17 protein-coding genes are annotated in these 14,282 nt (G+C 50.8%); 10 read left to right on the top strand and 7 right to left on the bottom strand.

Features of this window, described 5'->3' with window-relative positions; genetic code table 11:
• Nucleotides 1-254 precede the first annotated feature (254 nt).
• On the top strand, nucleotides 255-590 hold the full coding sequence (locus NEA10_RS19930; RefSeq protein ID WP_252663098.1) for a hypothetical protein: 336 nt from the start codon (nucleotides 255-257) through the stop codon (nucleotides 588-590).
• Between the two features lie 3 nt (nucleotides 591-593).
• On the opposite strand, the gene NEA10_RS19925 is transcribed toward NEA10_RS19930, so the two are convergent.
• Together NEA10_RS19925 and NEA10_RS20930 are read right to left on the bottom strand one after the other, a co-directional pair.
• Nucleotides 594-974, bottom strand: a complete 381-nt coding sequence (locus tag NEA10_RS19925) for a hypothetical protein (protein ID WP_252665413.1) — start codon at nucleotides 972-974, stop codon at nucleotides 594-596.
• A 129-nt stretch (nucleotides 975-1,103) separates the two neighbouring features.
• Nucleotides 1,104-1,226 carry a DUF8629 family protein gene (locus tag NEA10_RS20930; protein ID WP_258719047.1) on the bottom strand — a complete coding sequence of 41 codons (123 nt, stop codon included), beginning with the start codon at nucleotides 1,224-1,226 and terminating at the stop codon, nucleotides 1,104-1,106.
• A 152-nt stretch (nucleotides 1,227-1,378) separates the two neighbouring features.
• Here NEA10_RS20930 and ndhL point away from each other — a divergent pair, with 152 nt between their 5' ends.
• Genes ndhL through trpA form a run of 3 tightly spaced genes read left to right on the top strand, consistent with a single transcriptional unit; the run spans nucleotide 1,379 to nucleotide 2,818 of the window.
• Nucleotides 1,379-1,612, top strand: coding sequence for an NAD(P)H-quinone oxidoreductase subunit L (ndhL, locus tag NEA10_RS19920; protein WP_309494453.1), 234 nt, complete (start codon nucleotides 1,379-1,381; stop codon nucleotides 1,610-1,612).
• Between the two features lie 59 nt (nucleotides 1,613-1,671).
• Entirely contained in the window at nucleotides 1,672-2,019 is a 348-nt protein-coding gene (locus NEA10_RS19915) for a DUF3007 family protein (RefSeq protein ID WP_252663097.1), read from the top strand.
• Between the two features lie 4 nt (nucleotides 2,020-2,023).
• The gene (gene trpA / locus NEA10_RS19910) at nucleotides 2,024-2,818 is read left to right on the top strand and encodes a tryptophan synthase subunit alpha (protein ID WP_252663096.1); all 795 of its coding nucleotides are present in this window, start codon (nucleotides 2,024-2,026) and stop codon (nucleotides 2,816-2,818) included.
• A 108-nt stretch (nucleotides 2,819-2,926) separates the two neighbouring features.
• On the opposite strand, the gene NEA10_RS19905 is transcribed toward trpA, so the two are convergent.
• Nucleotides 2,927-3,919, bottom strand: coding sequence for a GAF domain-containing protein (locus NEA10_RS19905; protein WP_252663095.1), 993 nt, complete (start codon nucleotides 3,917-3,919; stop codon nucleotides 2,927-2,929).
• Between the two features lie 152 nt (nucleotides 3,920-4,071).
• Here NEA10_RS19905 and purB point away from each other — a divergent pair, with 152 nt between their 5' ends.
• Nucleotides 4,072-5,370, top strand: a complete 1,299-nt coding sequence (purB, locus tag NEA10_RS19900; RefSeq protein WP_252663094.1) for an adenylosuccinate lyase — start codon at nucleotides 4,072-4,074, stop codon at nucleotides 5,368-5,370.
• Between the two features lie 170 nt (nucleotides 5,371-5,540).
• Nucleotides 5,541-5,828: a DUF2442 domain-containing protein gene (locus NEA10_RS19895; protein ID WP_252663093.1), complete on the top strand. Its 288-nt coding sequence runs from the start codon at nucleotides 5,541-5,543 to the stop codon at nucleotides 5,826-5,828.
• Here the strand turns inward: NEA10_RS19895 and NEA10_RS19890 are convergent.
• Nucleotides 5,822-7,024: an RNA-guided endonuclease InsQ/TnpB family protein gene (locus tag NEA10_RS19890; protein WP_252663092.1), complete on the bottom strand. Its 1,203-nt coding sequence runs from the start codon at nucleotides 7,022-7,024 to the stop codon at nucleotides 5,822-5,824. The two genes, NEA10_RS19895 and NEA10_RS19890, sit on opposite strands and share 7 nt — an antisense overlap.
• 264 nt (nucleotides 7,025-7,288) lie before the next feature.
• Here NEA10_RS19890 and NEA10_RS19885 point away from each other — a divergent pair, with 264 nt between their 5' ends.
• From NEA10_RS19885 to NEA10_RS19875, 3 genes are all read left to right on the top strand, one after another.
• Entirely contained in the window at nucleotides 7,289-9,037 is a 1,749-nt protein-coding gene (locus tag NEA10_RS19885; protein WP_252663091.1) for a bifunctional serine/threonine-protein kinase/formylglycine-generating enzyme family protein, read from the top strand.
• A 62-nt stretch (nucleotides 9,038-9,099) separates the two neighbouring features.
• Nucleotides 9,100-9,375, top strand: coding sequence for a hypothetical protein (locus NEA10_RS19880; protein WP_252663090.1), 276 nt, complete (start codon nucleotides 9,100-9,102; stop codon nucleotides 9,373-9,375).
• Between the two features lie 7 nt (nucleotides 9,376-9,382).
• Nucleotides 9,383-9,808 carry a type II toxin-antitoxin system VapC family toxin gene (locus NEA10_RS19875; protein WP_252663089.1) on the top strand — a complete coding sequence of 142 codons (426 nt, stop codon included), beginning with the start codon at nucleotides 9,383-9,385 and terminating at the stop codon, nucleotides 9,806-9,808.
• Between the two features lie 491 nt (nucleotides 9,809-10,299).
• Here the strand turns inward: NEA10_RS19875 and NEA10_RS19870 are convergent, their stop codons facing one another.
• From NEA10_RS19870 to NEA10_RS19860, 3 genes are all read right to left on the bottom strand, one after another.
• A complete protein-coding gene (locus NEA10_RS19870) occupies nucleotides 10,300-10,716 on the bottom strand; it encodes a type II toxin-antitoxin system VapC family toxin (RefSeq protein WP_252663088.1) in 417 nt (138 codons plus the stop codon).
• Entirely contained in the window at nucleotides 10,713-10,943 is a 231-nt protein-coding gene (locus NEA10_RS19865; RefSeq protein WP_252663087.1) for a hypothetical protein, read from the bottom strand. Before NEA10_RS19865 ends, NEA10_RS19870 begins: the two co-directional genes overlap by 4 nt.
• 129 nt (nucleotides 10,944-11,072) lie before the next feature.
• Nucleotides 11,073-12,101 (bottom strand): serine/threonine protein kinase, encoded by a 1,029-nt coding sequence (locus NEA10_RS19860; protein WP_252663086.1) that lies wholly within the window; start codon nucleotides 12,099-12,101, stop codon nucleotides 11,073-11,075.
• A gap of 359 nt (nucleotides 12,102-12,460) precedes the next feature.
• Here NEA10_RS19860 and NEA10_RS19855 point away from each other — a divergent pair, with 359 nt between their 5' ends.
• The gene (locus tag NEA10_RS19855; RefSeq protein ID WP_252663085.1) at nucleotides 12,461-14,215 is read left to right on the top strand and encodes a bifunctional serine/threonine-protein kinase/formylglycine-generating enzyme family protein; all 1,755 of its coding nucleotides are present in this window, start codon (nucleotides 12,461-12,463) and stop codon (nucleotides 14,213-14,215) included.
• Nucleotides 14,216-14,282 lie beyond the last annotated feature (67 nt).

Raw genomic sequence — 14,282 nt, 5'->3', positions numbered from 1 at the left:
CTCAGGTTTAGTTTAGGGCGGGGTTCATTTTACCCCAACGGTTTTCATATTTTATCGTGGCGGGGACAGGCCCTGGCGGCGCGATCGCTCAAAATCCGGGGAGAAGCCCCTGGGAAGGCGACAGAAGAGGATATTCCGTTGACATCATTGGCGAGCTGTTATGAGTTCCGCTATAGCCCCAGTCTAATGACCTAGAATCGGCTATTATCGGGAGGGGTTCCCTGAATTAACATGGCCGGATTCAAAGAGCGTTTATGGTGCAAGAGTCTCAGAACAGACAATCGCAGGATGGGCAGTCAACCGAAACCTTGGAAGAGGTGCAACAGGTGGTGCGACAGGTAGCCCAGGGCTGTCATGGGAATCCAGAGGCGTTGCTGGGGTTGTTACGGCTACTCGAAGCCCTCCACCGAGAAATTTGTGAACAGGAGTTTCGTCCGGCTCTACCGGATACTCGCCGGGCCTTATATTCGTTTTTGCGGGAAATTGAGTCAGAGGGGGGCTGGCCCTATATCCCTCGAATGCGTTTGAAAACTCTCTTGGCCCATCTAGAAGCCCAAACGTCGGAGTTATCAGAGACAACGCCGGATTAGCGGTTAGGGTTCGGGGAGATCGGCCAATACCAGATGGGTGACGGTGCGGGCTTTTTCATCGAGTCGTTCCCAATCGACCTCTCCATCGTCAATCAGGCTAGTGTCAATCTCGACTTCGCAGGCCTGTTCAGGGCTGGGGGTGGGAACATAATCTCGGAAACAGACGCGGTAGCAGAGTTCCCAGATGTCAAGTTTTTTTTGGCGATCGCCCAATTCGAGCAGCAGCTGATAGCCGGGAACGGGAACCTGGGTTTCTTGGTAAGTGGCTTTCCAGGAGGTTTGTTCGAGACGTTTGCGGATATTATCCACGACGCGAATCAGTGCCGGTTGCATCAGCAGTTGTGCCTGTTGCCAAGCGAGTTCACTCTTGAATTTCGGTTTCATGGTGTGTTTTGGCCCCTGAGTGGGCGCGATCGCCTTAGGGCAAATTTTACCGCACCCCCCAGAGTGAGGCGATCGCCCTAGTCTGGGGAGCATCCGGGTTAGGGGCGTAATGGCGTCGGGTTGGACAACTTAATGAGCCGATCCATTGCCATGATAGTTATCAGAGTCGTAAAAACCATTACGAGTCCCGAAAAACAGACACAACACCACGAAAACCGGGGTGAGTGCGAGTAAGGCGGTTTTGATATCCATAGAATCCCTCCTGGGGAACTGATCTCGATTGCCAAATTTAGTCTATCTGGTCTGGGACATTCTGGCGGCTTGGCCCCATCTCCTCGCCGTGACTGTGCCCTCATGGGGTAAACTGATAGCGAGCCAATACACTCAGCACTAGGACTTTAGGAATGATTGCGCTGACCCCAGAACTGCTTGCCCTCGCCTTGTATCTCGGTTTAGCCGGAGCCTATCTACTGGTGGTTCCCCTGGGAATCTATCTGTACCTTCAGAAGCGTTGGTATGTGGCCAGTTCCATTGAACGGTTTATCATGTACTTCTTGGTGTTCATGTTCTTCCCGGGCATGATTATCTGGGGGCTGTTCCTCAACTTCCGCCCTCAGAAACGTGAACTCAATCTCTAATCCCTGCTGTACCCCCTCTCCCCCCACCCCGAATCAAGCTGGATAATCTGACGGTCACTATGCGACGAATTGATGCACTTGCGATCGGGTTTGGTGTCTTTATTGCTGGAGGTGCCGCCTATCTAGTTCTGCAACAGGTGGGACTCGATTCAGCCTCGGCGGGAATCTGGAGTCAGGTGCTTCTGATTGCCGGCCTGGTTGGCTGGGTGGCGACGTATTTATTTCGCTTCGCCACTAGCAATATGACCTATCATCAGCAGCTTCGGGACTATACCCAGTCCGTGATTGAGAAACGCTGGGAAACCATGACTCCCGAAGAACGCGATCGCCTCCTGGCGAGTCTCGATGAGTTGGAGTCCTCCCCAGAGACATCTTCCCCCAAATCTTCTTCCCATCCTTCTGAATAATTCAATGAAATCGGTTTCTGAGTCGTTTGCGAGCTTACGTCAAGCGGGGCAATGTGCCTTAATTCCCTTTATTACTGCCGGAGATCCGGATTTAAACACAACGGCCGAGGCCTTACGAGTCCTCGATCGCAGTGGTGCCGATATCATTGAATTGGGAGTTCCCTATTCCGATCCCCTCGCTGACGGCCCCGCCATTCAAGCCGCCGCCACACGGGCCTTGAAACAGGGAGTCCGACTCGACGATGTTTTGGAGCTAGTACGGACGGTTGGCCCTGAGATTTCCGCCCCAATTGTTCTGTTTACCTATTACAACCCGATTTTGCACCGAGGTATCGAAGCCTTCCTCAACTCGATTGCTGAGGTGGGAGTGAAGGGGTTGGTGGTTCCCGATTTACCCCTAGAAGAGTCTCAGTTTTTGCTCGATTGTGCTGCGAAGGTTGGGGTAGAAGTGGTGTTACTGGTGGCCCCCACTAGCCCGAAAGAGCGGATTTTGGCGATCGCCCAAAAGTCCCAAGGGTTTATCTATCTCGTCAGTGTAACTGGAGTGACCGGAACCCGCACCCAAGTGAGCGATCGCGTCAAAGAGTTAATTCCCCAACTCCAAGCCGTCACCGACAAACCCATCGGCGTCGGTTTCGGCATCTCAGAACCGGAACACGCCCGCCAAATGAAGGACTGGGGAGCAGATGCGGCGATTTGTGGCAGTGCCTTCGTCAAACGTCTCAATCAAGGAACCGCTGCCGAAGGCTTAGCACAGATAGAGCAATTTTGTCAAGAGCTAAAGCAAGCAATTTCTTAGGGAACAGAGAATAGGGGCGAAAAATTTTTCACCCCTACCTCCCCTACCTCCTCTACCTCCGTGTCCTCCGTGACTCTGTGGTTCTCCTCTTGCCTCTTGCCTCTTGCCCTATTGCCTACTGAGCGTTCCCACAATCGCCGGTTTGCCGTAGAAGCGAGTGAGGTTGCCTTCGAGGATGAGGGGGATTCTGTCGCCATGTTTGCCCCGTCCCTCACAGGAACCGCGAAAACTGCGAGTTTCCCGATTGAGACAGCGTTTAATATCTTGGAGAAGGAGGTCGCCCGTCTGGGGACAAATTAACTCAAACATGGAATTCAGGGTGACTAAATCCTCCAGTCGGTAATCAAACACATGGGCAAAGCAGGGATTAGCATAGAGGAACTTCCCTTCGCCCGTAATAATATAAACTCCTGTTTGCGTCAGTTCCGTGTTGAGCGTTTCTGAGGTGGGTGATGAACTGTCAGTGGAGGGATCGGAGATGGGAACAGACTCGCTTGAACCGATCGCCTCTAAGTCATTGACTTCAGTTAACTCAATTTTCTGTTGAACATTATCAAGCACCAACCCCACCACAGAAGCCACAACATCCATATAGCGCAGAACTGCCAGGTGACTAAAATGGGCCACATTCGGGTGCATCAGCGTCACCACCGCACAGACTTGCTTGGCTTTAAAAATGGGGATACAAAGCACCGATCGCACCTCATAGGGCTGGTGGGCCAACGTAACCCAACGATCATCGGTTTCAGTGTCATCAATAATGCCTAAACGGCGATGCTTAACCACCCATCCGGCCAATCCCTGATCTAACACTTGTCCAATCAGGTTGCGTTTGAGTTCTCGCATCGTGGCGCCCCGTGCCAGAATACTCTCGATGACAACTCCCTCGTCGTTGAGCAAAAAGATACTTCCCTCTTCCGCCGCCGTCAAACGGCTGAAGACTTGGATGATTTCCAAGAGGACGGATTTGAGCATTAACTGTCCCCGTGCGGCTCGCTGGCTGGCATAGGCACTAGAAATCAGTTCCTCTTGGGCGGCGATCGCCCGTCGTAGGGCCTTAAGATGTTGAACGGCAACGGAATGGGCAGAATTAGGGGACACGGATTTTTGGGAATTAGGGAGATCTGGCATATCCAACCTCATTGTGACACCTGATGTGGTTTAATTATCCCCCCCTCGATGACCCAATTCCAAATCAGCAGGTTACACCCGCCGTCGTACAATGGGAGGGTTGTAATTACGTTGAATGGCGGATGTCGATCCCACGATACACTTTGCCCGAAATGGGCGACCTTTGGACAGATCGGTATAAATACCAAACTTGGCTGCAAGTTGAAATTGCCGTTTGTGAGGCCCAGGCGGAACTCGGCTATATTCCCATGGAGGCGGTGGAGGACATCAAAGCCAAAGCCAACTTTGAGCCGGAGCGCATTTTAGAAATTGAGGCCGAAGTCCGTCATGACGTAATTGCCTTTCTCACCAACGTCAACGAATATGTCGGCGATGCGGGGCGTTATATCCACTTGGGGATGACCAGTTCCGATATGCTGGATACGGCTCTGGCGTTGCAGTTGGTAGCTAGCAGCAATGTCCTGTTGCAACGACTCGAAGATACGATTCAGGCCATTCGCTATCAGGCCCAACAACACCGCCATACCGTCATGGTGGGCCGTTCCCACGGCATTCACGCCGAACCGATTACCTTTGGTTTTAAGTTGGCCGGTTGGTTGGCGGAAATGCTGCGTCATCGCGATCGCCTGGTGGCGGTGCGTCAGTCTGTGGCGGTGGGTAAAATTTCCGGTGCGGTGGGGACCTATGCGAATTTAGACCCCCGGATTGAGGCCCTGGCTTGTCAGAAATTGGGATTAGAACCGGATATGGCCTCAACTCAGGTCATTTCCCGCGATCGCCATGCCGAGTTTGTGCAAGCGTTAGCCTTAGTGGCGGCTTCCCTGGAACGGTTCTCAGTAGAGATTCGCAACTTACAACGCACCGATGTGTTAGAAGTTGAGGAATACTTCTCCAAAGGTCAGAAAGGGTCCTCAGCCATGCCTCATAAGCGCAATCCCATTCGTTCCGAGCGCCTGTCGGGATTAGCGCGGGTGATTCGGGGCAATGCTGTAGCGGCCCTGGAAAATGTGGCCCTATGGCATGAACGGGATATTTCCCACAGTTCCGTGGAACGGATGATTCTGCCGGATTCTTGTACCGTGTTGCACTTTATGCTCCATGAAACCACGGAGTTAGTCAAGAATTTGCTGGTGTATCCCGAGAATATGCTGCGTAATATGAACCTCTATGGCGGCGTAATTTTCAGCCAGCGGGTGTTATTAACCCTGGTGGGGAAAGGGTTGAGTCGGGAAGATGCCTATGCGATCGTCCAGTCTTGCGCTCACAGTGCTTGGAATCAACCCAATGGCGATTTCCGCAAGTTGATTAGTCAAGATCCTCGGGTGGCGCAACATCTCACCCCGGAAGAGGTGGATGAGTGTTTCGATCCCCAATATCATCTACGCAATCTCGATCAAGTCTATCAACGCTTGAATATCTAGGGAATGCCCGAAATTAGCCGCTTTTCGGGAGGGGTGATCACCATGTATTACCATGACCATCCCCCTCCTTATACCATTTTTCAAAAATCGTACCACCGTAGGGGCGCACCGCAAGTGGCGCGCCCTCCTCGCTATCGGATAAACACAATCTCATCCCCCGATTGAGCCTTATGCTTCAAGATATTGTCGCTGTCGAACCTCTTGAGAACGACCAACTTCGGATTCATTTTGAAGATGGTGTTGAGGGGATTGTACAGCTAAGTCAGTTAATTAACTTTACAGGAGTGTTCGCCCCCCTTACAGATCCAGATTACTTTGCCACAGTGAAGGTGAATCCCGACTGGGGAACAATCTATTGGGAAAATGGGGCCGATTTAGATCCTGACGTTCTCTATTGTCTTTTGACATCCTCCCACGCTAATTCAAAGAATATAGCGTGGGATTCCCACCATTACTGATGAGGTTTCCTCTTTCCACGACTCGACTTACCTTGAGGAGTCTCCCCACCAAGGCAGAGATCGATGTCTCCAGAGGCGTGAGTTCCCGTATGCCCTACGGTACGCAATCCTAATTCAAGGATGTTGATGGCTGCATTCCAATCTCTGTCGATGACCAAACCACAATGAGGACAGCGGTGAGTTCTCATTGACAGAGACTTGGGAACGTTCTCCCCGCAGTTGGAGCAATTCTGGCTCGTGTACTGGGGGGGGACAGCAACCGTTGCCACCCCGAACACCTTACCGAAATACTCCAGCCACTGACGGAACGTTGACCAGGCCGCATCCGAGAGCGATTTAGCCAGATTATGGTTTTTTACCAGATTTCGCACCTTCAAGTCCTCATAGGCTACCAAGTCGTTAGACCGGACGACGCACAATGCCGTCTTGACGGCAAAGTCTTTACGCTGCCTACTTACCTTGAGGTGCTTCCTCCCTAACCGAGTTCTCGCCTTCTCTCGGTTTTTGGAACCTTTCTGGGTCTTAGCGAATCGACGTTGGAGACGCTTAAGCGCTCTCTCAGACTTTCTGAGATATCTGGGATTCTCCACCGTCTGACCGTCTGAATCGGTGTAGAAATGATTTAATCCGACATCTAACCCGATCGTTTTTCCAGTCAGCTCTCGTTCCTCCCGGCGCTCTTGGTCGATACAGAACTGAACGTAGTAGCCATCAGCGCGACGGACCACTCTCACCCGTTTAATCTGCTTTAACTGATAGAAATGCAAGTCACGAGTCCCCCACATCTTGAAGCGTCCCGCCTGGAATCCGTCAGTGAAGTTGATTGTTCTTCTATCCTCTGACAGCGTCCAACCTGAGGTTTTGTACTCGACTGAATCGCGAGTCTTGTGCTTCTTGAATTTAGGGAACCCTTTTTTGCCGGGAATCGTTTTCTTGCAGTTATTGTAGAAACGGGCTATAGCTGCCCAAGCTCGTTCCGCCGAGGCTTGACGAGCCATTGAGTTCAGCTTTTTTGCCCAAGGAAACTCTTGGGCAAGAACCGCACAATAGGCGCTCAGTTCATACCGTCCAACTCCTTTGTTGTCCATCCAGTATCTCAGGCAACTGTTACGAACAAACCGAGCCGTCCGAATCGCCTCGTCCAGCCGTTCGTACTGCTCTTTGGCTCCTTCTAGCTTGGCTTCAAATACCAGCATGATTCCGTTCAGTCGCTTGACGTGATTTTACCACAGGTGTTGCCGCGATTCATCTCAACGTTGAATCAAAGATTACAACGTGAGCTTTCTCGCGGATTAAGGTAACGAATCAAACCCCGGAAATTCCAACAGTGAGTCAATCTATTTCATGACAGCGCCCCTCAAAATAGGTCCTCAATCACGGGGGACTCCTCCCCGAGGGCGATCGCCGGTCCGAGAGACCTCCTAATCCGGTAAACTGGGGGAAGTCTCTCGTTGGGGTCTATGGCTTGGCAACCCGGCACGAAAATTTTTGGCAACCGTTACACCATTGAAAAGCGGCTCAAAGTCGGCGGTTTCGGCATCACCTACCTCGTCAAAGGTCCCAGGGGTCGCGCGTTTGTCCTGAAAACCCTCAAGGATGAGGTGATGACCGAGGCAGAGTACATCCCCTATCGAGATAAGTTTCTGCGGGACTTTGACCGAGAAACAGCGAAAATTGCCATCTGTCGCCATCGCCACATTGTCCAAGTGGAGAATCATTTTAACCATGAGGGGTTGCCCTGTATGGTGATGGAGTATGTTCAGGGGCAGGATTTGGGCGATCGCGTGTTGCGCGATGGGGCGTTATCCGAGGATGTGGCGTTGCGCTATATCCGAGAAGTGGGAGACGCCTTGATGGTGATGCACGAGAAGGGATTGCTGCATCGGGATATTAAGCCCCAGAACATTATGGTGCGGTTGCCCGCTGATGAGGCGGTGTTGATTGATTTTGGCATTGCCCGGGAGTTTATCCCCAATTTGACTCAAACTCACACGGTCGCCTATAGCCCCTGTTTTGCGCCCATTGAGCAGTATGATGAGCAAGAACATCGGGGGGAATTTACCGATGTCTATGGCTTGGCGGCGACCCTGTACTATGTGCTGACGGGGACATGGCCACCCATTGCTACGATGCGGCTGAGGCGCGATCGGCTGGTGATTCCTAAGCATTGGTCGCCCGAACTGCAAAACGCGATTAAGCAAGGGATGGCAATTGAGTCGGAAGACCGCCCCCAAACCGTGGCGGACTGGTTGGCCCTGTTGCCTGATACTAAAGGAGGTTTACCGTCCTTTCGTTTCCAGACCGTGCGGGTTAACCGTCAGGGGCAAATTATTGAAACAATCCCCGGTCAGGCGCGGTACTATCCCCAGGATTTAGGTCAAGGGGTGCAGTTGGAGATGGTGCAACTCCCCGGTGGAAGCTTTTTGATGGGAACCGAAGAGGCGGAAATTGAGCGCCTGTGTAAAAAGTATGATGGAGAATGGTTTAAGCGGGAAAGTCCCCAGCATTCAGTCCAGGTTTCCCCCTTTTTGATGGGGAAAACCCCCGTCACCCAAGACCAATGGCGGGTGGTGGTGACGCAAGTGGGCAAAATTGTCCGGGATCTGAACCCCGACCCATCTGAGTTCAAAGGCGGAAATCGTCCGGTTGAAAAAGTGTCTTGGTATAATGCGGTGGAGTGGTGCGCTCGATTAAGTAAGCTAACGGGTAAGGAATACCGCCTCCCCAGCGAGGCAGAATGGGAATATGCCTGTCGTGGCGGGACGACGACCCCCTTTGCCTTTGGGGAAGCACTCACCACTGATTTAGCTAATTATGACGGGAACTATACCGTTGCCGAGGAAGCTAAGGGACAATATCGACAAGAAACCACCCCAGTCGCCAGCTTTCCCCCCAATGGCTTTGGCTTGTATGATTGTCATGGCAATGTTTGGGAGTGGTGTTTTGACCCCTTCCATCACAATTATCAGGGTGCGCCTGGGGATGGTCGAGTCTGGGATGAAAATGTGATTGATAATCGTTATCAAAAACCTTCGGCAAATCTTAAGGTTTTATTGAAGGAAAGTGATAAAACATACGTACGGCGTGGCGGTTCTTGGCTCTACAACCCGTTTGACTGCCGTTGTGCCTACCGCTTCCACTACTCGCGCGACATCTTCATCAGCAGCCTTGGGTTTCGCGTCTGTCTGGTGGGCGCAGGACTCCTGTAGCCCTTTACTCTCTAGCCCTCTTGCCCTTTAGCTCTTTATTTCCCAAAATGCTCATAACGATCATGGCTAAACCTAAGTTATTAACAGTAGAATTGAGTGATAAAGACTACAATCGCCTTGCTAGTCAAGCTGAAAAATTAAGTTTACCGCTTGATGTCTTAGTGCAAAGATTACTGCACGTCAGTCTGGACAACATGACAGAGCCGGCATTGGACAAACAAAAAGCCAAGGCAGCCTTGGTGGGTTTGCGAAAAATTAGCAACAATTTATCCCCTGTAGATGCGGTTGCGATCGCCCGTCAAAGTCGCGAAGATTTGGAACAGAGGTCTATTCTTTAACCGAAACATGAATGTTGTTCTTGATGCTAATTTACTCATTGTCCTGGTCAATCAAGATACTCGTAGTTCAATAGTTCGCCAAAAAATTGATAATTGGATTGATGCTGAAGTCCAGCTTCATGCTCCCAAATTGGCACGTTATGAAATTGCCAATGCTTTGACTCGATTGATTATCAGTGGTATTTTCCCTCAACAAGATCTGGAATCTGCTTGGAATTTTTTAAATGATTTACCTGTGGTCTACCACGATATAAGTCAAGCCACTAGAATTGTTGAAATCGCTTTAACGTTGGGTCGTAAAAGTGCCTATGATGCCGCTTATATCGCTCTTGCCGAACGTTTGGAGGCTCAACTTTGGACATTAGATAGCCCGCTTTACCGCAATGCAGTCAACTGTGGTTTTCCTGTATTTTTTCTGGACAACTCAAACTAATAGGCGATTAAGAAGGGTCTTCTGGATCGAGGGTGGGGTTTGTTGCATGGTATATATCTTATACCATTTTTCAAAATGCTTGCTATATATCTGACACCGAGGAGGGCGAACAGCCGTCCCCTCCTGGGAGGGGTTAGGGGTGGGTTCCCCTACAGACATCTATGGCACGACTTCTGAAAATTGGTATTAGAAATGCTCATTCGAGCAAGATATGCTCGGGAAAAACTAAAAATCTTAGAGGATATAGGCTCTGCCTCCACTAGGCGGCAGAGCCGCCCAACACCCATGCCATGGCAGAGCCAAGGCACGAGAGGTAATAGTGCTTTCAAGCGGTCTAGTATAATATAATTTAAATATTACAAATTTTTTGCAATAATGAAGTGGCGCGTCCATAAGTTCCAGAATGCACCTCTGTTGGGACAACCCAACAAGATGCATTTGATGCTATACGGGAAGCGATCGCGCTTTATTTACAACCTGATGCATTGATATCATTGCCTAAGTTGACGCAATAAATCTTGAATGGATAAGACAGGTATGGGTGATTGAGAAAAACCCTGGACATCGCGAGTAATAATTGCATCAAGTCCTTGAGCAACTGCACTAAAAATCTGAACAGCATCCTCAAAATCCACTAAATTAGAGTCAAAAGCAGATTCTAGAACGGCTCGATCAACAGGGCAAATTGCCATGGCTGTTAGAGTTTCTGAAACAGCCTGTCTGGCTTTCTCCATACTTTGGGTGTGTCGGCGAGTAATGTAGAAAATATCTGTCAGGGTTGTAGCCGTAATATAGCCAATCATTTGCCCAATTTCGATGAATTGAAATAGGCGTTCCGCGTCTTGGCAGAATGGTTCTCGCTGCAACAGAAAATCTAAAATAATGTTTGTATCAATTAACGCTCTCATGGTAGATATTTCTCTCGGCGTCGCTCTTCTAACATCGCGGCTACTTGTTTATCGGTGGGCGGGGGCTGGTCGGTTTTCAGCAAGCCTCGCATTCTCTGGATCGCCTCAGAACGTTCTGACCTAGAAACCTTCATCTCTTGTAAAGATTCGGCAATGACCATCATGAGAGACAGGCGATCGCCCCGTGAGAGTTTCAAAATTTCAGCTTTGAGTTCTGGTAATTGCATCTCGGACAGTTTCCTTAATCAGAGTTTTGAGGATTTTGGGAGTGGGGTTTTGCTTATATTCTAACAGTCGTTCAGGGGAACAGAAGGGAGCAACGAACCTCACTGCAATACAGGAGAAAGTCCATTTCCCTAGGAGTCATCCCTTTGCTCCACACCCGGCGACAAGAACCAATCATCAATGGCTCTGCGAATATCTTGAGCGAAAATTCCTAAAATAATCGCCACAATAATACTGATAACTGTTGCGTAGAGGGTGTAGAGATTGAGTTGAGAACCTGGATCTGGGGGTGTTGGTGGTGGCGACGGTTTGGGTTTGAACAGCGACCTAAACCATTGGTTCGTTTGGGGGGGACTCTTCAACAACGCTAAAAACGCCTCAATGGTTTGAGGGCGATCTTCATACTCCAAGGCCATCCCCTCACGAATCGCCTGATTTGTTTCAGCACTCACCCCAGGAATATCCGACAAGTACTGATTTTTCCGTCGCAATATCACCCGCTCCTCGGCACTGGGCGGGACATCCCCAGATAATAGGGTGTAGAGCGTCGCCGCCAACCCATAGACATCAGAATAGGGTTGCGCCTTCTCACTATAATCATAAAGCTCCAATGCGCTATAGCCATCACTATTGCTCGAATAAATCGAGGTGAGGGTTTCATTAAACCCCTTGGTGACGCCAAAATCAATCAGCACCGCCTCGGATTGTCCCGCCCGCAGCATGATGTTAGCTGGCTTAATATCCCGATGCACCAACCCCTCTCCATGCACCACCGTCAACGCCTCTCCCACTTGGCGGATATAGGTCAACGCCTCCTCCTCCGGCAGAGTTGTGGTGGACAAACTGGCTAAATCATCCCCCGCCACAAACTCCATAACGATAAACGCCTGACCCCGTTCGAGGAATGAACCGAAACAGCGGACAATGTGGGGATGATGGCAACGGGCCAGCTTGACGGCCTCATTAGTCAGCTTGTTATTGAATTTTTCTCGCTCTTGGGGGGTTAAGTCAGCCAAAACCTCATCCCGCAAAGTTTTGAGGACCACGCGATCGCCCCCCTTGTGCTGGGCCAGATAACTAATCCCGACTCGCCCCTCGTTGAGCGATCGCACCACCCTATAGTCTCCCCCATGGAGAGTCTCACCTGCCTGCAAACTCATCGATTCTCCTCGACCTGACTCACCTTCCCCATACTAATCCCAGTTGCCCCTCCCGAGGATGCGAGCTTTGGGTACAGTTCCCTCCTGATACCCACTCATGAGAGGTGACGTAGGCAGGAAGAGTTGAGAATTTGACGATTTGGATACAATTCAGCCATTCTGACTAAGCAAGCATCAGCTAAAGACCTTGGGACTGACTCATATCGTCCTAAGAGTTTATGAACATCTAGGGAATGCCGAAGTTGGTCTAAGTCATAGGCCCTTGTTATGATGTCCCTGGGGACTGCTCCCCGAGGGCGATCGCCGGTCCGAGAGACCTCCTAATCGGGTAAACTGGAGGAAGTCTCTCGTTGGGGTCTATGGCTTGGCAACCCGGCACGAAAATTTTTGGCAACCGTTACACCATTGAAAAGCGGCTCAAAGTCGGCGGTTTCGGCATCACCTACCTCGTCAAAGGTCCCAGGGGTCGCGCGTTTGTCCTGAAAACCCTCAAGGATGAGGTGATGACCGAGGCAGAGTACATCCCCTATCGAGATAAGTTTCTGCGGGACTTTGACCGAGAAACAGCGAAAATTGCCATCTGTCGCCATCGCCACATTGTCCAAGTGGAGAATCATTTTAACCATGAGGGGTTGCCCTGTATGGTGATGGAGTATGTTCAGGGGCAGGATTTGGGCGATCGCGTCTTGCGCGATGGGGCGTTACCGGAGGATGTGGCGTTGCGCTATATCCGGGAGGTGGGGGACGCTTTGAGGGTGATGCACGAGAAGGGATTGCTGCATCGGGATATTAAGCCCCAGAACATTATGGTGCGGTTGCCCGCTGATGAGGCGGTGTTGATTGATTTTGGCATTGCGCGGGAGTTTATCCCCAATTTAACCCAAACCCACACCATCGCTCTTACGCCCTGTTTTGCCCCCATTGAGCAGTATGATGAGCAGGAACATCGGGGGGAATTTACCGATGTCTATGCGTTAGCGGCGACCCTGTACTATGTGCTGACGGGGACATTGCCACCCATTGCTACGATGCGGCTGAGGCGCGATCGGCTGGTGATTCCTAAGCATTGGTCGTCAGACCTGCAAAACGCGATTAAGCAGGGGATGGCGGTGGAGTCAGAAGACCGCCCCCAAACCGTGGCGGACTGGTTGGCCTTATTGCCTAATACTGGAGGAATTTTACCGTCCTTTCATTTCCAGACCGTGCGGGTTAACCGTCAGGGGCAAATTATCGAAACAATCCCCGGTCAGGCGCGGTACTATCCCCAGGATTTAGGTCAAGGGGTGAAGTTGGAGATGGTGCAACTCCCTGGTGGAACCTTTTTGATGGGAACCGAAGAGGCGGAAATTGAGCGGTTGCGCAAAAAGTACGATAAGGACTCGTTTAAGTGGGAAAGTCCGCAACATCCCGTCCAGGTTTCTCCCTTTTTGATGGGCAAAACCCCCGTTACCCAAGACCAATGGCGGGTTGTGGTGACGCAAGTGGGCAAAATTGTCCGGGATCTGAACCCGGACCCATCTAAGTTCAAAGGCGGAAATCGTCCGGTTGAAAAAGTGTCTTGGTATGATGCGGTGGAGTGGTGCGCTCGATTGAGCAAGCTGACGGGCAAGGAATATTGGCTCCCGAGCGAGGCAGAATGGGAATATGCCTGTCGTGGGGGGACGACAACCTCCTTTGCCTTTGGGGAAGCACTCACCACAAATTTAGCCAATTATGACGGCAACTATACCGTTGCCGAGGGAGCCAAAGGACAATATCGAAAAGAAACTACCCCAGTGGCAAAATTCCCACCCAATGGCTTTGGCTTGTATGATTGTCATGGCAATGTTTGGGAGTGGTGTTTTGACCCCTTCCATGAGAATTATCAGGGTGCGCCTGGGGATGGTCGAGTTTGGGATGAGAATGTTACTGATAATCGTTATCAAAAACCGTCAGCAAATCTTAAGGTTTTATTGAAAGAAAGCGATAAGGGATACGTACTGCGTGGTGGTTCTTGGTTCAACAACCCGATTGGCTGCCGTTGCGCCTACCGTGCCCACTTCTCGCGCGACGGCTTCCACTACGACCTTGGGTTTCGCGTCTGTCTGGTGGGCACAGGACTCTTCTACTTCTAGCCCTTTGTTCTTTCGCCCTCTTGCCCTTTGCTCTTTTTTCCCTTTACTCTCTTGAAAGCGAGTGATT

The sequence above is a fragment of the Phormidium yuhuli AB48 genome, from assembly GCF_023983615.1.
Taxonomy (GTDB): domain Bacteria; phylum Cyanobacteriota; class Cyanobacteriia; order Cyanobacteriales; family Geitlerinemataceae; genus Sodalinema; species Sodalinema yuhuli.
This window is presented reverse-complemented; position numbering and strand designations above follow the sequence as displayed.